This is a genomic window from Pyxidicoccus caerfyrddinensis (genome assembly GCF_010894405.1).
GTDB lineage: Bacteria > Myxococcota > Myxococcia > Myxococcales > Myxococcaceae > Myxococcus > Myxococcus caerfyrddinensis.
On record NZ_JAAIYA010000004.1, the window covers coordinates 533,234 to 554,412 of the forward strand.

Annotated in this window: 19 protein-coding genes; 16 read left to right on the forward strand and 3 right to left on the reverse strand. The window is 73.1% G+C overall.

The genetic code is table 11. The annotated features are described in order from the left end of the window. The first annotated feature begins 17 nt into the window (after nt 1–17). The 16 genes from G4D86_RS12620 to G4D86_RS12695 all read left to right on the forward strand — a co-directional run bounded on the left by G4D86_RS12620 (nt 18) and on the right by G4D86_RS12695 (nt 18,876). A complete protein-coding gene (locus G4D86_RS12620; RefSeq protein WP_163993082.1) occupies nt 18–1,847 on the forward strand; it encodes a hypothetical protein in 1,830 nt (609 codons plus the stop codon). A gap of 9 nt (nt 1,848–1,856) precedes the next feature. After that, nucleotides 1,857–2,603: a hypothetical protein gene (locus tag G4D86_RS12625; protein ID WP_163993084.1), complete on the forward strand. Its 747-nt coding sequence runs from the start codon at nt 1,857–1,859 to the stop codon at nt 2,601–2,603. Nucleotides 2,604–2,621: 18 nt separating this feature from the next. After that, a complete protein-coding gene (locus tag G4D86_RS12630; protein ID WP_163993086.1) occupies nt 2,622–2,939 on the forward strand; it encodes a hypothetical protein in 318 nt (105 codons plus the stop codon). Between the two features lies 1 nt (nt 2,940). After that, nucleotides 2,941–4,095 carry a hypothetical protein gene (locus G4D86_RS12635; protein ID WP_163993088.1) on the forward strand — a complete coding sequence of 385 codons (1,155 nt, stop codon included), beginning with the start codon at nt 2,941–2,943 and terminating at the stop codon, nt 4,093–4,095. 2 nt (nt 4,096–4,097) lie between these two features. Beyond that, on the forward strand, nt 4,098–4,796 hold the full coding sequence (locus tag G4D86_RS12640; protein WP_163993090.1) for a phage baseplate assembly protein V: 699 nt from the start codon (nt 4,098–4,100) through the stop codon (nt 4,794–4,796). Between the two features lie 31 nt (nt 4,797–4,827). After that, nucleotides 4,828–5,049 carry a hypothetical protein gene (locus G4D86_RS12645; RefSeq protein ID WP_163993092.1) on the forward strand — a complete coding sequence of 74 codons (222 nt, stop codon included), beginning with the start codon at nt 4,828–4,830 and terminating at the stop codon, nt 5,047–5,049. A 9-nt stretch (nt 5,050–5,058) separates the two neighbouring features. Next, nucleotides 5,059–5,430: a GPW/gp25 family protein gene (locus tag G4D86_RS12650; protein ID WP_163993093.1), complete on the forward strand. Its 372-nt coding sequence runs from the start codon at nt 5,059–5,061 to the stop codon at nt 5,428–5,430. Between the two features lie 3 nt (nt 5,431–5,433). Further along, a complete protein-coding gene (locus G4D86_RS12655; protein ID WP_163993096.1) occupies nt 5,434–7,041 on the forward strand; it encodes a putative baseplate assembly protein in 1,608 nt (535 codons plus the stop codon). Beyond that, entirely contained in the window at nt 7,038–11,138 is a 4,101-nt protein-coding gene (locus tag G4D86_RS12660; protein ID WP_163993098.1) for a phage tail protein, read from the forward strand. Before G4D86_RS12655 ends, G4D86_RS12660 begins: the two co-directional genes overlap by 4 nt. Nucleotides 11,139–11,159: 21 nt before the next feature. Next, the gene (locus G4D86_RS12665) at nt 11,160–11,708 is read left to right on the forward strand and encodes a hypothetical protein (protein WP_163993100.1); all 549 of its coding nucleotides are present in this window, start codon (nt 11,160–11,162) and stop codon (nt 11,706–11,708) included. A gap of 15 nt (nt 11,709–11,723) precedes the next feature. Beyond that, nucleotides 11,724–13,655 (forward strand): hypothetical protein, encoded by a 1,932-nt coding sequence (locus G4D86_RS12670; protein ID WP_163993102.1) that lies wholly within the window; start codon nt 11,724–11,726, stop codon nt 13,653–13,655. A gap of 72 nt (nt 13,656–13,727) precedes the next feature. Then, nucleotides 13,728–15,131: a CHASE2 domain-containing protein gene (locus G4D86_RS12675; RefSeq protein ID WP_163993104.1), complete on the forward strand. Its 1,404-nt coding sequence runs from the start codon at nt 13,728–13,730 to the stop codon at nt 15,129–15,131. Between the two features lie 106 nt (nt 15,132–15,237). Next, on the forward strand, nt 15,238–17,037 hold the full coding sequence (locus G4D86_RS12680) for a GAF domain-containing protein (RefSeq protein WP_163993105.1): 1,800 nt from the start codon (nt 15,238–15,240) through the stop codon (nt 17,035–17,037). A 63-nt stretch (nt 17,038–17,100) separates the two neighbouring features. Then, nucleotides 17,101–17,688 (forward strand): aspartyl/asparaginyl beta-hydroxylase domain-containing protein, encoded by a 588-nt coding sequence (locus G4D86_RS12685; RefSeq protein WP_163993108.1) that lies wholly within the window; start codon nt 17,101–17,103, stop codon nt 17,686–17,688. Further along, complete coding sequence (locus tag G4D86_RS12690) at nt 17,678–17,884, forward strand: Nif11-like leader peptide family natural product precursor (protein ID WP_163993109.1); 207 nt, start codon at nt 17,678–17,680, stop codon at nt 17,882–17,884. The genes G4D86_RS12685 and G4D86_RS12690 overlap by 11 nt, the downstream gene beginning before the upstream one ends. Then, nucleotides 17,881–18,876, forward strand: coding sequence for a sulfotransferase family protein (locus tag G4D86_RS12695; protein WP_240360207.1), 996 nt, complete (start codon nt 17,881–17,883; stop codon nt 18,874–18,876). The genes G4D86_RS12690 and G4D86_RS12695 overlap by 4 nt, the downstream gene beginning before the upstream one ends. Nucleotides 18,877–18,882: 6 nt before the next feature. On the opposite strand, the gene G4D86_RS12700 is transcribed toward G4D86_RS12695, so the two are convergent. From G4D86_RS12700 to G4D86_RS12710, 3 genes are all read right to left on the reverse strand, one after another. Beyond that, nucleotides 18,883–19,848, reverse strand: a complete 966-nt coding sequence (locus G4D86_RS12700; RefSeq protein WP_163993111.1) for a ribokinase — start codon at nt 19,846–19,848, stop codon at nt 18,883–18,885. A gap of 244 nt (nt 19,849–20,092) precedes the next feature. Next, nucleotides 20,093–20,596, reverse strand: coding sequence for a DUF6232 family protein (locus G4D86_RS12705; protein WP_163993113.1), 504 nt, complete (start codon nt 20,594–20,596; stop codon nt 20,093–20,095). Then, nucleotides 20,593–21,006: a response regulator gene (locus tag G4D86_RS12710; protein WP_163993115.1), complete on the reverse strand. Its 414-nt coding sequence runs from the start codon at nt 21,004–21,006 to the stop codon at nt 20,593–20,595. Before G4D86_RS12710 ends, G4D86_RS12705 begins: the two co-directional genes overlap by 4 nt. Nucleotides 21,007–21,179: the final 173 nt, after the last annotated feature.

The window sequence follows — 21,179 nt, forward strand, 5'->3', positions numbered from 1 at the left end:
CACGGACGGAGCGAACGATGGAAGAGGAGATCATCACACAGCTCGGATTGATCCTCACCCAGCTCCGCTTCACCCGGCGGGCCGTGGAGGACATCGAGCGCAGCACGGCCCGCTATGGCGGCTTCACGTTCGCCACCGCGCTCGCCGCCGGTCCGCGCTTCGGCGAGCCGCCGATGGTCTCCGGCGCCCTCAAGGTCTACGTGGTGAACATCAACGACCTCGCGCCGGGTGGCGGCATCGGCGGCTTCCTGGAGGGACTGCTCGGCGGCATCGGCCGCTTCTTCGGCAGCTTCTTCGGAGGCCTCGTCGGAGGCACCATCAGCGGCGTCTCCCTGCCGTTCATGATTGGCCAGCTCAACCGGCTGGCTGAGCGCATCGAGCGCATCCTGAAGCTCGTGGGCGTCGGCACGAGCCCCACACCGTCGGCGACGCCAGTGCCGGCCCGCCCGGAAGCCGCCGGTGGTGGCCTCAACCTGATAGCCACGCTGGCGCAGGTGGAGCGGGTGGTGAACACCTTCACCGCCCTCTTCCAGGCGGCCTCCACCGGGCCCGAGGCCGCGGCGCGCACCTCGTCCTTCCCGTCCACGCCGGGCGGCGAGCGCTGGCTGGCGATGCTCACCACCGCCTCCGCCATCCTCACCGGCGTCGCCCACGTGGTGGACGGCCTGGTGCTCCTGGTCCCCATCCTCATCGGCGCGCTGGCCTTCGTCATCACCCGCCTGGACGACGTGAAGCTGGCCTTCATGGACATGCTCCAGTTCGTCCTGCGCAACGTGCTGCTGCTGCGCGGCGTGGTGCTCACCACCCTCTTCGACACCGTGGCCGCGGCGGCGCGCCTGGGGGCCAACGTGCTGGGCATCCTCGCCACCGCCGTGGAGCGCATCCTCGGCTCGCTCTTCACCATGGTGGGCACCCTCCTCGACGTGGCGGTGGCGGCCATCCGCTTCGTCGCCAACGGGCTGCAGCGGACCATCGACGCGCTGCTGCGCTGGCTGGTGGAGACGGCCTTCGTGGTGCTCACCCGGCTGGGTGACACGCTGGTGTTCCGCTTCATCGTCCACGTGGTGCAGCTGCTGCCGGGCATCATCCCCCCGCTGTGGGAGCTGAAGTTCGGCAAGACGTTCACCGGCTCCATCTCCGCGCCACCCCTCGGTCCGCCCGCGTACCCCGGCGCCCTGGCGCCGCTGCCCGCCTTCCCGGACCTGGCGGCCATCATCACCCCCTCCGCCACGGCCTTCGGCACCAGCGTGACGACGGCCGCCGGCTCGCTCACCCGCGAGATGCGCGGCATCTTCGGCGCCGGGGGCAGCGCGCTGGCCGGCCTCAGCGGTTCTTTGGAGCGCGCCGCCGCCGGCGAGGCGCGGGCCGCCGAGCGCCTGGGGGAGCACTACCGCACCGTCCGGGACCGCTCGCGCGACTTCGCCGCCGCGCTCACGCCCGCCGTGGAGGCCTCCCGGCGCGAGCCCGCCACCGGCTTCGAGGCCATTGCCCAGGCCTATGAGTCCTGGCTGGGCACCGGCGGGCTGGACACGTTGCTGGGCACCATCACCGAGCACTTCCGCCGCGGGCCGACGACGGGCGCGGCCGCCGCCACCTCCCTGCCCGGCACGGTGGCCACTGGCGCCGTGGGAGAGCGGCCGAGGGCGACCATCGAGATCGACGCCATCACCATCGAGATTGCCCCACCCCCCACGGGCGCGGCAGCGGCGACGACCGGGGGCGTCTCGTCCATCACCCCCGAGCAGCCCGAGCAGGTCTCCCTCTCGATGCTCACCGAGCTGTTCCACGAGCTGGAGGAGCGGGGCTGGAACCCCGCACTCGGCCCCCTCGTCACGCAGGTCACCTAGGAGGGCATCATGCCCGAGCGTTCCACCGGCTACCTGGCCAGCCTCATCAACGTCCCGCCCCTCATCTTCCGGTTTCAATACAACCCGGAGATGTTGCAGGAGAAGAAGACGTACAAGTACCAGGAGGCCAACGCCTTCGGGCAATGGGGTACGGACCAGTTCGCCGCCGCGCCGGGCCTCTTCTCCAGCGTCGGCAACTTCTTCACCGCCGCCGGCGCCCTCTACAAGGACGTGAAGGAGATTGGCGCGCTCCTGGTCAACACCAAGCCGATGGAGCCGGTGGAAGGCGAGCAGCGGACCTTCGCCCTGGACTTCAAGCTCAACGCGACGGAGCCGGGCCCGCTGGACGGCAGGCAGCACTACGCCGACCTCACCCATCCGGAGCGCGGGAGCCTCGAGCCCGACCTGGCGCTGCTGCGCTCGTTCATGAACCCGGCCTACGACGTCATCGACGTCGTCAAGGCGCTGGGAGGCAGCCCCTCCTGCTGGAAGCGCCCCCCGGAGTGCTCGCTCATCTACGGCGGGCTGTCCGTCACCTGCGTGATGACGGACCTGAACATCAAGATGGTGGAGTTCTTCGACGACGGGAAGCCGAGCCGCGCCGACGTCAGCGTCTCGCTGAAAGAGCAGACGTTCTCCCCGTCTCCCATCATCGAGTACTTCAAGCGCAACTTCGACGTGGGCCGCAGCTACGTGCGGCAGGGCATCGGCACGGACTTCGCCGCCGTGACTCCCATCGTCAACCTCTTCGTCTAGCCCCGTGGAGGACCGCCCATGCCCGTCACCAGCCGCTCCCGCTACTTCAACCACCCCGTGCACCGGGTGCGTGACGCCTCCGGAGAGGAGCACGAGGCCATCTCCATCCGCCCGGCGCCCGCGCCGCCCGGCCCGTCCGGCGTCACGCAGCACCTGGTGTCCGGACTGGAGAGCGTCGAGTACCTCGCGTGGCGCTACTTCGGCTCCAGCGACAACTGGTGGCGCATCGCGGACGCCAACCCCCTGCGCTTCCCGCTGGACTTCCACCCGGGCGCGAAGGTGGCCATCCCCGCCGCCGCGGACGTGGGCCGCGTGCAGCGCACGAGGAAGGTGTGACGTGGCGGACCCCACTCCCTTCATCAGCGTGCGCTGGCAGGGCGGAGAGATTGGCGGAATGGTCCAGTCCGTCAACGTCGAGGACCACGACCGCCTCATCGACCGGGCCCGCATCGTCGTGGACGACCCGCGCGAGGTCGCCGGCCACATCGTCGACGTGGGCCAGACGGTGCAGGTGGACCTCGGCTGGTCCGACGACCACGCCATCCTCTTCGAGGGAGAGGTGACGCGCGCCGTCCCCGAGACGACGGGCGGCCGACGCCGCGTCACCATCACCGCGCTGGACTTCGGCGTGCGGCTGCGGCGGCACGAGCGCTCGCGGGACGACCCGCCCTACCGCGGCAAGCTGAGTGAAATCGTCCGGCGCATCGCCAGCGCGCGGGACTACGGCTTCGTGGTCGGCCCGGACAACATCAAGCCCGACCCGGACCCCGAGTTCACCGAGGACAACGAGCTGCCGCGCCGCTCCGGGCTCAACGACTGGGACTTCCTCCAGCAGCTCGCGGTGGAGCACGACTGCCGCGCCTTCGTCGAGTTCAACGAGGGCACCTCCAAGTTCTACTTCGTGCCCACGCGCACGCTGCTCGACGGCGAGCCGATGGGGATGCTCCACCAGTGCCCCGGGTACACGCAGCTGCTGGACTTCCGCTACCAGCGCATCGCCTCCGGCGCGGCGCCGGCGTACGCCACCTCGTGCGTGGACCCGTCGTCCGGCCAGACGGTGAGCGCCAGCGCGCCCACGCCCGAGCCCACCGCGCCGCCACCCGCCAGCGCGGACGTGCGCAGCCGCCTGGCGGAAATCAGTGACACGGATGCGCTGGCCTACGACGCGGGCGTCGAGGCGGCGGGGCGCGCCACCAGCAACCCCAGCGACCAGGTGCCGCAGCTGTTCCTCCCCGGGCTGCCGTCGGACCCCGCGCTGGCGGAGCGCCTGCTGCGAAGGGACCCGACGCGCGTGCTGGGCCTCGTGGGTGAGGGCACCGCGCGCGGCACCGTGCGCTTCCGCGCCAAGGGGCGCCTCACCCTGGAGGGCATCGCCACCTGGGCGGAGGGCGACTGGTACGTCGCCCGCGTCAACCACCTGTTCACCCGCACGTCGGGCGCCGGCCAGGCGCTCGCCGGTACCTACCGAACCCGCTTCGTCGCCACGCGCTGACCATGCTCCTGAACGAAGACCTCAGACGCCACGCGGGCAAGTTCTACGGCAAGTACTCCGCGGAGGTGGCCGCCAACGAAGACACCCAGAACCTGGGCCGCATCCACGTGCGCGTGCCCTCCGTGTTCCAGAGCAACACGCCCGTCCGGGCCCGGCCCTGCTTCACCTCCGGGCACTTCTTCGTGCCGCCGGTGGGCGCGAAGGTCTGGGTGGAGTTCGAGGCCGGCGACACCCGCTACCCGCTCTGGGTGGGCACCTTCTACCCGACCGACGCCGCGCCGCAGCCGGCCGCCCGGAACCCGCCGGACACGCGCGTCATCCACACGCCGTCGGGCCACACCATCGAGCTCTGGGACAAGGAGGGCGAGGAGAAGATCCTCATCAAGCACAAGGACGCGTCCTTCATCGAGCTCGACAAGGACGGCGGCGTCCGGGTGTCCGACAAGAACGGCGCCGTGGTGGAGCTGAAGGGAGACACAGTGCGCCTGACGGCCTCCAAGGTCATCGTGGCGGCGTCGAAGGTGGAGCTGGGGGACGGCGCCTCCGAGCCCACCGTCCTGGGAAAGACGTTCGCCGGCATGTGGTCCACCTTCATCACCCACACCCATGCAACCGCCGTGGGCCCGAGCGGGCCCCCGGTGCCGCCCGCCCTCTCGCTCGACGCGATGATGGCCCTGACCACCGCGGTGGTCGCGAAGTGAATGCGCAACCGCTACCGAGGAACGCGTCCCCATGGCTCTCGACAAGCAGGCGCTCGCCACGAAGCTCAAGGACACCTTCAAGCGCGCCAAGGAGGAGTCCTGGACCAGTGACCAGGTCGCGGACGCGCTGGCCGCCGCTGTCGACGCGTACGTCCGGAGCGCCGAGGTCGTCGGCGTGCGCACCACGGTGAGGAACCCGTCCAACGTCGTCATCGGCTCGGGGACGCAGAACAACCTGGGCAACCTTCAGTGAGGTGCACACATGCTGGATGACATCCGCGGCTTCGGCTTTCCCTTTCGAATCGACCCGCAGACGGGCGGCGTCGCCTGGGCCAGTGGGGACCAGAAGATTCGCCAGAACGTGATGCTCGTCATCGGCACGCGGCGCGGCGAGCGCCCCATGCTGCGCGAGTTCGGCAGCCAGCTCCACACGCTGGCCCACAACCCGAACGACCAGGTGCTGGCGGACGTGCTCCGCACGCAGGCACGGCACGCGCTGCTGCAGTGGGAGCCGCGCGTCGTCATCACCGACGCGGTGGTGGCGCAGACGGAGGACTCGCTGCACCTGCGCCTCAACTACTTCCACACCAACGAGCCGGTCACCGGCGCGCAGATCACCTTCCCGCTCGGGTGAGCCATGGCGTCCGCGCCCCTGCCCATCGACTACACCAACAAGGACTACGCCTCGCTCCGGCAGGCGCTGCTGGAGCTGGCGCGCTACCGGCTGCCGGAGTGGAGCGACCGCTCACCGGCGGACCTGGGGGTCCTGCTGGTGGACATGTTCTCGTACATGGGCGACGTCGTCCTCTACTACCAGGACCGCATCGCCGCGGAGAGCTTCCTCCACACCGCGTCCGAGCGCCGGAGCGTGATGCACCTGCTCCGGCTGCTCGCCTACGAGCTGGCCCCGCCCGCGCCCGCCTCGGCGGACCTGCGCCTCACCTTCCGGCCGCCCTCGGGCCCGCCGCTCGTCACCATCCCCAACGGCGCGCAGTTCTCCGCGCGCGGCACCGCGGGCGAACTCCTCTTCGAGTACCTCGGGCCCACGTTCACCGTGGACTTGAGCTCCGACCAGGTGCGGGTCATCGCCGGCAACAAGCGCGTCTACGACGGGCTGCCCGTCACCCAGAGCGCGTCGGGCGCGGTGGAGATCATCGGTTCGTCGACGGGAGAGCCGAACCCGTCCTTCATGCTGGCCCGCTCGCCGCTCATCCTCGACTCGCTGGTGGTGGAGGTGAACGAGGGCGGCGCCGGCTGGGTGAAGTGGGACCGGCGCGAGAGCCTGCTCTACCACGACTCCGGCGACGGCCGGCCCAGCCTCTCCACGCCCGAGTCGCGCCACTACTACGTCCAGTTCGACGAGGAGGACCGCGCGAGCGTCCGCTTCGGGGACGGCGTCTACGGACGGCGTCCGCCCATGGGCGTGAACAACCTCCGCGCGACGTACCGCGTGGGTGGCGGCGCGGCGGGGAACGTGGCCGCCGGGGCCATCAACCGCGTGCGGACGGCGAGCCTGTCGCCGCTCGTGGAGTCCGTCACCAACCTGCTGCCGGCCGCGGGCGGCACGGACCACGAGTCCCTCGCGGACGCGGTGCGCTTCGGCCCGCTGGCCTTCCGCTCCGGCCAGCGCGCCGTCACGCTGGACGACTACGTGGCCCAGGCACACCGCGCCGGCGGCGTGGCCAAGGTGCGCGCGCGCAGCCGCGGGTGGAACGTGGTGGAGCTGTACGTGGCGCCGGAGGGCGACACCGTGCGCCCCGTGCCGGAGGATTTGCGGCGGCGGCTCATCGCGTACTTCGAGGCCAAGCGGATGGCGGGGACGTTCGTGGACGTGCTGGACGCCACCTTCGTGCCCGTGGACCTGAGCGCGGACGTCGTCTTCGACCGCCACTTCCACGCCGACGCCGTCCGCCAGGCGGTGGAGGCGGCGGTGAAGGACGTGCTGGCGTTCGCCAACGTGGACTTCGGCCAGGCCGTCTTCCTGAGCGACATCTACGCGCGCATCGAGGCCGTGCCCGGCGTCCAGGCCGTCACCATCACCCGCTTCCGCCGGCACCTGACGCAGGCGGAGGACCTGGACCAGAAGCTGCGCCAGGCCTCGCTGCCCCCGCTGGACCAGCTGCCGGAGTTCGTCCGCCGGGGCCTGCTGGTGGACGTGGCGCCCGAGGGGCGCATCGACGTGGGTGAGTTCGAGATTGCCGGGCTGGGCGAGCTCAAGGTCCGCATGCAGGAGGCGGCCCGGTGAGGATTGTCGGCTTCCAGGCCAGCGGAGACCTGGTGGGCCGGCGCATCCGCGTGGCCTGGGAGTTCTGGCCCGACGAGGGCGAGACGCTGGCCAACGTGCCCCGCGTCGTCGTCCGCCGCAAGCAGCGCGACTTCGAGTACGTCGTCACCACGCCGGACCCGTACGTCGTCTACGACAGCAACGACTTCCCGCCCGCGGACCCGCTCGCGCTCGTCACCGAGCTGCCCGGCTGGGAGGAGCGCGAGGACGGCACCCGGCGCGTGGTGAGCGTGCTGTCCGTGGCCCGCCCCTTCAACGGCCGCAACACGGAAGTCGCCCGCCGCACCCTCACGCTGGTGCTGGACGACGACGGGCGGCCGCTGCGGCAGCGGGTGGAGGTGCTGGACCTCGGCGGCGAGCCCGAAGCCCTCTCGCCAGAGGAGACGTACTACTACCAGCTCTTCAGCCCGGCGCTCCCGGCGGGCACCTCCCTGGAGCCGTACCGCTCCACCGCGACGCCCGCCGAGAACCACGGCATGGGCCGCACGCTCTACGAGATGCTGCCGCAGATCTACCGGCGGCATGACGTGGTGACGCGGCCGAGCACACCCGGCGACGACACCGTCCCGGAGATGGCCGGCCGCTCCGGGCAGCTGCGCCGCATGGTGGACCTGTTCGGAACGGCGCTCAGCTCCATCCGCTCCAGCGCGGAGGCGCTGCGGCGGCTGCACGACGTGGACGAGGTGGACGCGCGCTTCCTCCCCTTCCTCGCCGGGTGGATCGGGTGGGAGGTGGACCAGGGCACGAGCGCCGCCCGGCACCGCAACGAAATCAAGACGGCCGCGCGGCTGTACCCCAGCATCGGCACCATCCCCGGCCTCCGTGCGCTGGTGACGCAGTACACCGGCTGGTCCAGCCAGGTGGTGGAGCTGGCCCAGCACGTCTTCCACTCCAACCAGGCCCCCCGGTACAACCTCTTCGCCGCCGTGGAGCGCGGCACGCAGTGGTACGGCGCGGACGACGCGTCTCCGGTGCTCGGGTTTGGCCCCGGCAACGACGACGCCTCGGGAGGAGGCGGCGCCCCCGCGCAGCTCGTGGGGACGGCCGTGGAGCCCTTCGCCCTCCACCCGGGCGCCAGCCTCACCGTCGCGGTGGACGGGGGCCTGCCCACCACGGTGCGCCTGGCGCCCGGAGACTTCGAGGACCTGGCAGCGGCCACCGCGGCCGAGGTCGCCGCAGCGCTCACCGCCGCGCACGACCTGCTGGTCGCCACCGCGTCGGGGGGGCGCGTGCGGCTGGCCACCAAGAGCGTGGGGCCCGCGTCGTCCCTGCGCGTGCGGCGCGAGCCCGGCTCGCTCCTGTCCCTGGAGGGCGCGCCCGGGGGCCGCCCGAGCGCCTTCCACCAGGGCCCCGGGCGGAGCTGGCTCTTCTTCGAGACGCGGGACCGCGCCGCCCCGCCCGAGCGTCCCCCGCTGCTGTCCGCGCTGGCCCAGCACGAGTCGCAGCGGGATGTTCCGCGCGAGGCCGTCGGGCGCATCCTCTACAAGGCGCGGGTGGATGATGTGTGGCGGCCCGCGCGCGTCGCGCTCGGAGCCAGCACGGCCTCGCGCGGCGCCCCGGCCGCCGCTCCGCTGCCGGATGGGCGCATCTTCCTCGCGTGGCTCGAGGCCCCGGAGGGCGAGGCGGCCCGGCACCGCTTCGCCGTGGGACGCCCTCGCGCGGGGCTGCCGGCGCGCCTCCAGGGCACGCGCCGCGCGCCCTTCGTCCTGACGCCCGGGACGCGCGTCGCGGTGGTGACGAGCGGCACGGGGCCCGAGCTGTTCACCATCCACGCCGCGGACTACGTCAACCCGGCGCAGGCCACGGCGGATGAAGTCGTCGTGGCGCTCGCCTCGCAGCTCGCCCGGGTCCGGCCCGTCATCGAAGCGGACGGCACGCTCCGGCTGGAGACGCTGGCCACCGGCGAGGCGGCGCGGCTGTGGGTGGACCTGTCGCAGTCCACCGCGGCGCGTGCGCTGGGCTTCGGGCCGGAGGCGGCGGGCCCGGTGCGCGGGGCCTTCGACGACACGCTCGACTGGAGCCCGGAGGGCTGGCTGCCCCCGGTGGCTCCCGGCCGCCACGCGGACCTCACGGCGGCGTGGGATGCCTCGGTGGGCGGACTGCGCCTCGCCTGGGCCAGTCACCGGGGCGCGCCATGGACGGTGTGGCTCGCGCTGTGGACGGGGCAGTCGGCCGTCGCCACCGCGGCGGGTGTCGCCCTGCGGGCGGAAGGGGGCGCCGTCACCGTGCTCGGCACCGCGCAGGGGCTGCCCTCCAACGACGTCCGGGCCTCGTCGCTCGACGCGGACGGCACCTGGGCTTTCGCCACGTCGGCGGGCGTGGCGTTGCGCCGGCCCGGGGGCGCGGTGGTGGTGGTGAACACCGGCTCGGGCCTGCCCTCCAACGACGTGCGCGACGCCGCCTTCGAGCCGGGCGGCGGGCTGTGGCTGGCCACCGCGGCGGGGGCGGCCCTCTGGCGGGGCGCCGCGGGGGTCCTCGTCCTCACGACGGCCCAGGGCCTGCCCTCGAATGACGTGCGCCGCGTCGCCCTGGCGCCGGATGGGACGCTGTGGCTGGCCACCGCGGGCGGCCTCGCGCGGCGGACTCCCGAGGGAGCCGTCACCTCGTGGACCGCGGCCTCCGGCGGACTGCCGTCCCCGGACGTCCTCGCGGTGGCGCTCGACGAGACGGGGACGCCGTGGGTGGCCACCGCCTTGGGCCTGGGCGTGCTGCGCGCCGGCGTCTTCGAGCCCGTCACCGGGCTGCCAGCCGGGGCCCCGAGGGCCCTGGCCTTCGACGCCCGTGGCGCGGTGCTGGTGGCCACGTCCGCCGGGCTGGCCACCCGCCAGGGCGAGGGGCCGTGGGACGTCGTGGGCACCGCGAACGGCCTGCCCTCCAATGACGTCCGGTCCGTCTGGGTCTCCCCCACGGGAGCCGTCTGGGTGGCAACGCCGGCGGGCGCGGCGTTTCGCGGGGCGGAGGGAAGCTGGCGGAAGGTCGGGCTCGCCGAGGGACTCCCCTCCCTGGACGTGCGCCACTTCGCCGGCGTGTGGTCGGCGCCGCGCAACGCCGCCTCTACGGGGGCCGCCAACCTCGAGCCTTCGCTGGTGGTCGACGCCCAGGGGCGGGCCTGGCTGCTGTGGAGCCAGCGCCAGGGCCTGGGGGCGAGCGAGCAGTGGACCCTGCGGCAACGCCGGTTCAATCCCGCGCTGCCCGGGTGGTCGAACGAGGCGGCCGTCACCACACCGCCGGCGGGGGGCCGCGCCGCCGACCGCGAGCCGTGCGCCGTCCCGGGGGAAGCCGGCGCGCTGCGCGTCTTCTTCCGGTCCGACCGCTCCGGCGGCGAGGGGCTGCATTGGCTCACGCTGTCGCCGGACGGCGTGCCCGGCGCGCTCGGCGCGCTGCCGGCGGAGGTGGCGCGGGACAGGACGCCCGTGCCGCTCGTCCTTCCGGACGGCACGCTGTGGCTCGCCTTCCGGAGCGACCGGAACGTCGCGCTGGCCCAGGCCGAGGCCCCGGCGCCCGCCTTCTCCCCGGCGCGCTCCGCGGTGGTGCCCGACCCCGGTGCGCCACGCCGCCATGGCGGCTCCACCACCGTGGTGGTGGACGACGTGGTGCGAAACCGCGCCCGCCGCGAGCTGGAGGACCCGCTCTCCTACACGCCGCAGAAGCCGCGCGGCGCGCCCGCCGAGACGCTGACGGATGACGACCTCTACACGCGCGGCACGCTGGCCCTGTACCTGAGCCGGGGTCAGGTCGGCAACGAGATCACCGCCGACGAGGTGGCGCGGCTGCGCTCGCTGCTCGCGCGCTTCCTGCCCATCCACTCGAGGGCGGTGGTCATCGTCAGGCCGGAGCCCGTCATCGAGCTCGTCTACCCCCCCGGCGCGGACATCGTGGAGAGCTACGCGGACAACCATCCCTTCATCGAGACGTACCCGGGCCCCATCACCGATGCGGCGGCGGCGGCGCTGCCCGGCTGGGACGTCCTGCACTCCAACGACGTCGCCGATGTGTCGGCGGACCCGACCGACCCCACCACGCTCCGGCGCCGCACCTGGTACCCGCCGCCGGAATGATTCGAACGAGGAGCTCGCGCGATGAGTCTCGAGGACCGCCCCACGGAGGGGCTGAAGGGGATGTTCAGGGACGTGCTGCGCGACGTGCGCGGCGAGGTGGTCTGGGACCACGGCTGGCGCAACAACGCCATCGTCGTGGACTGCCGCCGGGTGCTGGCCGGCTTCCTGGCGGGGGCGCCCACCACCACCGCGGGCATCCGCGGGCTGGCGGTGGGGGCGGGGCTCGCCGCGTGGGATGTCACCGGGCCTCCGCCGGCCACCCCGGCGCAGACGGCGCTGGTGGACCCGAATGCCTTCCTCGTCCCGAACCCCGGGCCCGCGTTCCAGGTCAACTTCCTGGACGGGGCCACCGTCTCCACCACGCCCACCAACCGGCTGCAGATCAAGGTGACGCTGGGGCCCAACCTGCCGCCGTGGCCGGACGCGAACCACACCACCTCCGCCCTGCGCGAGTTCGGCCTGGTGGCGCGGCTCAACGGGGTGGACGTGCTCCTCAACTACGTCACCCATCTGGTCATCAACAAGGACCCCACCAGCACGCTGGAACGGACCATCTGGCTGGTCTTCTGAACCGAGGCTCCTCACATGGCAATCATCTCCGCCGACACCTTCCGTCCCTTGAAGCGCCACATCGGCTGCCGGCTCCAGCAGGGCGTCCCCATCGTGGACGCGGACTGGAACGAGCTGGAGGACATCCGGAGGTTCGAGCTCCGGGCCTTCCTGAAGTGGTTCATCGGGGACGGCATCCCCGAGGGCACCGACGGCTTCCGGATGGTGGGACAGAACCAGCCCAACGACTTCCTCATCAGCGCCGGGACTCCGCCGGCGGTGCTGTCCACGGACCCGGTGGAGCACGCGCTGCGCGACATCGGGCGCCTGCTGGTGGACGGGCGCGACATCCTGCTCGACGCGGACCTGCGCTACCGCCAGCAGCCCCTGCACGTCAGCCAGCCCGGCGCCGCGGCGCTGGCGGCCGCCCTGGGCGTGCCCACCGTGCCGGAGCTGCCGAGCCTGAATGGCGAGGTGCTCGTCTACGTGGACATCTGGGACCGGGTGCTCACCCCCGCCGAGGACCCCTCGCTGCTGTTCCCCGGCCTGGGCACCGAGAGCTGCGCGCGGCTCAAGCGCGAGTGGGTGGTGCGCGCACGGGTGTCCGCCACCGCGCCCAGGCTCACGGCGCCCGCGGACCCGGACTACCTGGCGGGCCACAGCTACTACGCACTCGCCCGGGTGCTCCGCCGCACCACCAGCCCCAACGTGGTCAGCACCGACGTGGTGGACCTGCGCGCGCGCCGGCTCTTCCTCCCGTCGGCGACGCTCATCGAGGACGTGCTGGGCACCACCGCGGACCGCTACCGCCAGGGGCAGGACCGCCCGGCCATCAACCTCCGGGCCGCCATCAATGCGCTGCTGAGAGGCGAGCTCCCCGGCACGCCGGACGCGGCGATCTCCCCGACCGCCACCCCGTTCATCATGATGCGCGCGTTCACCTTCGACAGGAGCAACGGGCTGCTGGCGGCCTGGCAGTCGACCGGGGTGGGCAGCAACTACCAGGTGTTCATCAATCGGTTGTCGCTGGGCAACATCCCCGGCGGATTCGACCCCGTGCCCGTGCAGGTCACCGCCACCACCAACCACCCATACCCGCCGTCCATCGCGGTGCTGCCCAACGGAGAGGTCCTCGTCGCCTACACTGAGGTCGACGCGAACTTCAGCGACTCCAACGCGCTCTACAAGCGAGCCCCCTACTCCGCGCTGGCGACCGCGCCCGAGCTGCCGGTGGCGAACACCCCGCAGTTCGAGGCGGCCCCCATGGTGCTCGTCAGCGGCAACGTGGCCGTGTTCATCTTCGCGCTCCTCACCGGCGGCACGTCGCAGTGGTGCTTCCGCCGCCTGCGGCACACGGACAACACCTGGCTGGACGCCAACCCGGTGGTCCTCGCCCCCCAGGAGGTCACGAGCTTCCTGCACGCCGCCGTGGCGGAGGACGGCCGCATCTGGGTGCTGTCCCCCACGAGAAACGACAAGGTGTACGTGCTCTCGCTGGACCCCGTGACGGGCGTGGTCTCCAACAACTCGATGTTCGACGCGGACATACCCGACCCGCAGACCTTCATCCTTCCGACGAAGGCCGGGCCGGTCTTCGCCTTCTGGCTGACCAGCTCGGGCGTGGTGATGACCCGCTTCGCGGCCGGTGTCTGGGACTCCGTGCAGGTCCTCCCGTTCACCGTGCACGAAGACCTCAACCCGACGGCGGTGGAGGACGCGTACGGCGGGCTGTGGCTGTACTTCTCCCGGGGCTCACCGAGCCGCCTGTACTACGTCCGTCGCGAGCCGGCCGACGGCAGGTGGGGACTCGTGCGGCAACTGACCGTCCCCCCCAACGGCAACTCGAACGACTCCATCCCCTTCTCGCTCCAGGCGCCGGACCGCTCGACCTGGATCTTCTGGCAGAGCGACCGGAACGGCGGGGGAAACCAGAACATCTTCTACAAGCAGGTCTTCAATTCCATCTGAGAGGAGGCGGCCTCCAGCAACTGGATTGCGCGGGGCCGACCGGGCACGCATGATGCGCCCGGACCCGCCCCCATGTCCTCGAGTCCCTCCGAGTCCTCCCCACCTTCCAGCCCCAGCCCCCCCCGCACCGCGGTATGGCGGGCGCTGGGCGCGCTGGTGGGACTGGCGCTGGCGTGCGTGACGGCGGCGACGGGCGGCGCCCCGGGCTTCCTCGAGCACGGCCTCTATGACGCCGCGGTGAGCCGCTGGCTCCCCGGCGTGCCCACGAGCGCGGACCTGGTGCTGGTGGAGGTGGACGACCGGACGCTGGCGACGCTCGGGGAGCGCTGGCCGCTGTCCCGGGCGACGTGGGCCCGGGCCTTCCGCGCGCTGGCGGCGCAGCGCCCCGCGGCGGTGGCGGTGGACGTGGTGTTCGACCAGCCCGGGCCTCGCGATGCGCTGGACCTGGGGGAGGAGGTGCTGGAGGCCCTCCAGGACTCGGGCCTCGCGGCTCAGCCCGCGGGGGCCGCGCTGGTGACGCGGCTGGAGGCCCGGCTGCATGCGGCGGACGGGGATGCCCGGCTGGCCGAGGCGCTCTCGGAGGGCAGCGGCGTCATCCTCGGCGCTGCGGCGCTGACGGGCGACGTCCCGGTGATGGCGCCGATGGAGGATGAAGCTCCGGGGGCGCCACTGGCCCTGCCCATTCCGGTGGAAGCGCTGCGGCTCCAGGCCCCGGCAATCGCGGGGAGCATCGCGCCGCTCCGGCTCGCGGCGCGAGGCAGCGGCACGCTGAACATGTGGGTGGACGCCGACGGCGTCATCCGCCGCTATCCGTACGCCGTGAATGTGGGCGGCCGGGCCTGGCCGTCGCTGGCGCTGGCCACCGCGCTGCACCTGATGCCCGAGCGGGCCGCTTCGCTGCTGAAGCTGGCGGCGCTCGACGACGGCGCGCCGCTGATGCGACTGCCCGCTCCGGACTGGCTGCCCCGGGTGAGCCTGGGGGACGTGCTGAGCGCGGAGCCGGGCTCGGTGGGGCTGGACCTGGCGCTGCGTGGGAAGACCGTTTTCGTGGGCGTCACCGCGACGGGGCTGCACGGCCAGAGCACGCTGCCCGGACAGGTGGCTGTGCCCGGCGTGGAGATTCACGCCTTCGCCCTGGACAACCTCCGCGCGGGCCGGCTGCTGCGCTCGTCGGGCGTGGTGGCGCTCACGGGCGTGCTGGAGACAGCGGCGGTGCTGCTGGCCTTCGCGCTGCTCTGCCGGCGCGCACGCTCCCTGCGTTCGGTGCTGGGGTGGGCGGTGCTGCTCGCGGTGCTGCACGGCGTCCTCGTCGGCTGGCTGGCCGCGGACCTGGGGTGGGTGGTGCCGCTGGTGCCCGCGTGGGTGGGGCTGCTGCTGATGCTGCTGGTGGACGCCGTGGCGCGTGGGGAGGAGCTGGGCCGGCAGCGCAGCGCCCTGCGCCGGCTGTTCTCCCGCTATCCGCAGGCGACGTCCTGAGCGTCCGTGAAGCTCCCTCGAGCTCTCCGGCGACTCGCGGCCGACGGTGCGGCGTGCCTGCTTGGATGCTCCGGCCACGGCGGTTCCATGGCAGCATCCCGGGTACATGGCTCCGTACGCCCTCATCGCCGAGCCCGACCCGGGCCGCGCCGCCGTCCTCGTCGCCCTCCTCCGGGAAGTAGGGCTGGAGGGCGTGGCGGCCCGTGACGGCGCGGATGCGCAGGAGGTGGTGCGCCAGCGCGGCGCGCCCCGGCTGCTCATCACCGACCTGGCCCTGCCCCGGGTGGACGGCTTCGCGCTGCTGACGTGGCTGCGCGAGCGCGAGGACGCGGCCGCGACGCAGGTGGTGGTGGTGACGGCCTTCGACGAGCTGCGCGTGCGCGCCTGGCAGCTCAAGGACGTGCTGGGCATCCACGCGCTCCTGAGCCGCCGCGCCACGCCGGAGCTGGTGCGGGACACCGTGAAGCGGGTGCTGGACGGCCAGCGCTCCGCCCTCCCTGACCTGACGGAGCCGGCCGCCGAGCAGGAGCGCCAGCGGCTGGCGCGCATCGAAGCGATGCGGCTGGTGGACGAGGGGCCACCGGACGAGGAGCTGCAGCAGCTGGTCGTCGAGGTGGCGCAGGCCTTCGGCGTGCCGGTGGCGCTGCTGTCGCTGGTGTTGGGAGACCGGCAGTGGTTCAAGGCGCACGTGGGGCTGCCGCCGTCGCTCGCGCGGGACAGGGGAACGCCCCGTGACTGGTCCTTCTGCCACCACGTGGTGCAGGGCCGCGAGTCGCTGGTGGTGCCGGACGCCACGCGCCACCCGGTGTTCCGCGACAACCCGCTGGTGCGCGAAGGCATCGTCGGCAGCTACGCGGGCGCGCCGCTGCTGACGTCCACGGGCGAGGTGCTCGGCTCGCTGTGTGTCATCGACACGCGGCCGCTGGTGCTCGGCTCGGAGGACCTGGCGGCCCTGCGCGAGCTGGCCCGGCGCGTGGCGGAGGACCTGGAGCAGAAGGGGCACTCGCGCCAGGGGACCCTGGCCCCGGACCTGGCGCGCGCGCCGAAGGAGCCCGCACTCACGGAGGCCTCGGCGCTGGCGCTGCTGCGAGACGCGGTGCAGGCCGTGGACGTGCCGGTGCTGCTGGTGGCCCCGGGACGGCGTCCGTACGCGGGCAACGGCGCGCTGGCGGAGTGGCTGGCCCTGCCGTCGGAGCGCATCTCCGGAATGACACTGGAGGCCTTCTGCCAGCACGTGGCGGGGCTGACGGCGGACCCGGCGGCCACGCTGCGGCAGCTCGACCTGGCCTCCGAGTCCTCGCGCGGGCTGCACCTCACCCTGGCCCTGGAGCGTCCCCAGCCCCGGCGGCTGCGGTGGGTGGCGCGGCCCTTCCCGGTGCCCGGCGGCGTGGCGCAGCTGTTGACGCTCGTGGACGTCGGTGGCGCGCGCTCTCCGCGGGAGGAGCGGGAGCGGCTGCTGCGCGTGGATGCGCTGACGGGCCTGGACACGCGGCGCGCGGGCGAGGAGCGGCTGCTGCGAGAGATTGGCCGCTGCCGGCGGGACGGGCTGCCCTTCAGCCTGCTGCTCGTGGACCCGGTGGGGCTGGGCCGGCTCAACGCCACCCGCGGCTTCGACGCCGGGGATGCCTCGCTGCGCGACGTGGCACGCCGGGTGGAGGAAATGTGCGGGCGCTCCGGGTTCGCCGTGCGCTGGGAGGGCGGCACGCTGCTCGGCGCGCTCCCCGGCGTGGAGGCCACGGGCGCGGAAGGCCTGCGCCAGCAGTTCCAGTCCGTGCAGGGGGCGCCGGAGGTGGTGTCCGCGACGGTCTCCGTGGAGGGCGAGGAGGACCCACAGCGCACCCTCGCGCGGGCGCAGGCGGCGCTGGTCCGGGCGAAGGCGGAGCACCGGGCGGCGCACCCGGGGTGAGCCGGCTCGCGAGCCGGTGTATGAAGAGAGGGCTTCCGCACGTCTCGCGGAAGCGGAGGCTGCATGCCCTCGTCCGCAGTGCCCGACCGACTCCGCCTGCCTTTCGACTTCGACGCGGCCCGGCTCCAGGAGGACCTGGCGCGGCTGGGCCCCGACATCTGGGTGCCTCACTTCAACAAGCGCTACTACGAGGGTGAGTGGAGCGGCGTGCCCCTGCGCTCCATTGGCGGCATGGAGGGACGCATCTACCCCGACCCCACCGGCAGGGAGCGCTACGCGGACACGCCGCTGCTCGCGCGGTGCCCCTACTTCCAGGAGGCGCTGGCCGCGTTCCAGTGTCCCATCGGCTCGGCGCGGTTGCTGAAGCTCGCGGCGGGGGCCGTCATCCGCGAGCACACCGACTACAACCTGGGCTTCGAGGACGGCGAGGTGCGGCTCCACATCCCCATCGTCACCCATTCGGACGTGGCCTTCTTCCTCGCGGGGAGGCGCGTGGTGCTCCAGCCCGGCGAGTGCTGGTACCTGAACTTCAACCTCCCCCACCGGGTGGAGAACCCCAGCGACACGGACCGCGTCCACCTGGTGCTGGACTGCGTGGTGGATGACTGGCTGCGTGCCGTCTTCGACCGGGCCACCGCCCATGCCGCTTGAGGACTTCGAGCGCTTCCGCCGGCTCGTCCTGGAGGACGTGACGTTGCAGGAGGCGCTGAAGGCGACGGCGGACGTGCCGGCCTTCCTCGCGCTGGCGCGGAGGCTGGGCGCCGAGCGCGGGTGTCACTTCACCGAGGAAGAGCTGCGGGAGACCATGCGCGCCGCCCGCCGCACGTGGCTGGAGAGCTGGATATGAGCCACGGCCCGGACGACGCGCGGCTGGAGGGCTGGGCGCCCTGTCGCGTCTCCCTCGCGGACGGCGCGCCACGCGTGGAGTGGTGCCACCTGGGAGCGCAGCGCTTCACGGCCCCGTTCTTCGACCAGACGCTGGAGCGCCGGCTCCGCCATCCCTTCGCCCTGCTCTTCCGCCACCAGACGTCGATGGAGGACCTGGTGCGGCGCCACGCGGAGCGGCCCGGGCTGCCGGTGCGGGGGCTCGTGTTCCACATGTCCCGCTGCGGCTCCACGCTGGTGGCGCAACTGCTGGCGGCACTCCCGCGCCACATCGTCCTGTCCGAGGCCGGGCCGGTGGACACTGTGCTGCGCGCCCACCTGCGCATGCCCGGCATCACGGACGCGCAGCGGATTGAGTGGCTGCGGGCGGTGGTGGGCGCGCTCGGCCAGCGGCGCTTTCCCGAGGAGGAGGCGGTGTTCCTCAAGCTGGACGCGTGGCACGTGCTGGAACTGCCGCTGCTCCAGCGCGCCTTTCCGGGCGTGCCGTGGCTCTTCCTCTACCGGGAGCCGGTGGAGGTCATGGCCTCGCACCAGAACCACCGGGGCGCGCACATGCTGCCGGGCCTCCTGGAGCCCGCGCTGCTCGGGCTGGAGGCCGGTGCACTGGAGGGGATGCCGCTGGAGGAGTACGGGGCCCGGGTCCTGGCCCGCCTGTGCGAAGCGGGGCTGCGGGGCTACCGCGAGCGACAGGGCCCGGCACGGCTGCTGGACTACCGGCGGATTGCGACGGACGGCGCGGCGCTCCTCTCGGACCTCTTCGGTCTGGAGCTGACACCCGAGGACGCCGAGCGCCTGCGCGGCGCGGCGGAGCGGGACGCGAAGAACCCCGTGCTGCCCTTCGCGGACGACACCGCGGACAAGGCGCACAGAGTCTCTGGCGTGTCGCGTGAGATGGCGGAGCGCTACCTCCGCCCCGTCTACGAAGCCCTGGAGGCCGAGCGCCTCCGGGGGTGACCGGGGCTACAGCGGGGACGCCTCGGCCGACAGTCCGGCGGGCCCCAGCAGTGCGAGCCGGGATTCCACCTGCTCGCGCGTGGGCAGCCCCCCGAGCGCGCCCAGGCGCATCGTCGCCAGCGCGGACGCCTCGTGCGCGAAGCGCGCCGCCTGTGCCAGCGACTTCCCCTCCGTCAGGGCCACGGCGAGCGCCGCGCAGAACGCATCTCCCGCGCCGGTGGTGTCCGCCCGCTCCACGGACAGGTCCGGCAGCCACAGCTCGCCTTCGGAGGTCAGGACGAGGCTGCCGTCCGGCGACGCCACCACCACGCCGCCCACGCCCCGCCGCAACAGGTTCTCCGCCGCCTGCCGGGCCGAGCCCCTGTCCCTGACCTCCACGCCCGTGAGGGCCTCGGCCTCCTCCGCGTTGGGGCGGATGACGTGGACGGCCTCCAGCAGGTCCTCCGGCAGCGACATCGCGGGCGCCGGGTCCAGCACCACACGCGTGCCGGCCGCCCGGGCGTGGTGGACGGCGGCGCTGACCACGTCCATCGGCACCTCCAGGTCCACCAGCAGCACGCTCGCGGCGGAGATGCGCTCCTCCGCCTGCATCACGTCCGCGACCCGCATGCAGAGGTTCGCCCCCGGCGAGGCAAGGGTCTGCTTCCTTCCAGCCTCGTCCACCATCTCCAGCACCACGCCGGTGAGGGCGGACGGGTCTCTCGCCACCGCTCCGATGTCCACGCCCTCGCCCTCGAGCTGCTCCAGCAGCGCGAGCCCGCGCGGATCCATGCCCACGCGGCCGACCAGCGCCACGCGCGCCCCCAGCCGCGCCGCGCCCACGGCGCCGTCGGCTCCCTTGCCCCCGAGGCTCTCCAGGAACAGATGCCCCCGCACGTTGTCGCCAGGCCCGGGCAGGCGAGGGCCCTGCACCAGGAAGTCCGTGTTGATTCCGCCGACCACGACGATGTCGGCCTGCTCGCCAGTTGCCATGGCCCACCTCCTCCTCGGGCCCGTCAGGCGTACCCGGTCAACCGGCCAGGGCCGCCCCTCCCTGCTGCCCTGGGAAGGCGGGTCGCCACGCGGGCATGCGACAGCCTTGAAGGTACGCACGGCACCAGCGCGAGCCCCGGATGGCATGCCCTCCGCCCTGCGTCCGGGCGGAAGACCCGGGGCCTCCTCCCAGGCCCGCCCTGGCAGGGTGAAGCAGGCGAGCAGTGCCGCTCCTCGTCAGGTCTCAGCGCCGACGCGCCGCCACGGACACCGCTTCCTGAAGCAGCGCCGTCAGCCGCGTGCTCGTCCGGGCCTCCTGGCTGGAGAGCACCCGCCACGCGCCGTCCCGCGTGTGCACCACCACCTGGTACGAGTCCTCCGCGAGGAGGAGCCGGGCGATGGAGCCGAAGAACACCAGCGCGAGCAGGACCATCCCGGCCTCGTAGAGCCCTCTTTGCGCCGACGCAGCGACGGACAGCGCGGACAGCAGCGGAAGCCCCACGCTCATGGACAGCGCGAGCGTGGCCAGCACGGGCCTCAGGCTCGGCGAGCGGCGGATGGACTCCACGCGCAGCACGTCCGCGAGGGGCTGGGTGCGGCCCCGAGCCACCACGCAGTCGGACGTGACGAGGACGCCGTGCGCCTGGAACAACGGCACCTCGGCGGGAGGAGGCTGCGCCACCGCCACCGGGCGCTGCGGAAACACGAGGACATTGGGCAGCAGGACCGCGGCCTGTGGCTTCATCATGAATCGTCTCCTGAGGACGGCGGCACGGCCCCGCCGGAAGAGGTCAACGTGGAGCCCCACGCGTCGGGCAGGTGCGCACGCATCATCCGGCGCAGCTCCTCCAGCGGACGGCCCAGCGCGAAGCAGTCCTGCGCCCCCAGCCGCAGCGCGAGCTGCACCAGCCGCTCATCCGCGAACGGCACCAGCACGATGAGCGGCCCGTGGCGCGTCAACTCCCGGGCCCGGGCCAGCAGTCGATGGATGCCCTCGCCTCGCTCCACATGCATCAGCACGAGGTCGGGCCGCGCCTCCAGCCCAGGTCCATCCAACTCCAGGGCAATGCCCAGCTCCCCCAGCACGTCCGCCAGGAGCGAGCTGAGCGATGCATCCCCTCCCAGCAGGAGGGCACGGGCTGTGCGCGAAGACTCCACCCGCGCGAATCAAGCAATGCCCATGCCCGTGCCCCGCCCCTCGGAGCCGTGGCCCGCGGGCCACGCACCGTGGCATCGCGCCAGCCCGATATGGCGGATTGCCACGGTGCCCGCCGCGAGGCTTCTTCCAGCCCTGGGCAGCGGACAGCCCCCCACATCCCGACCCACCCGGG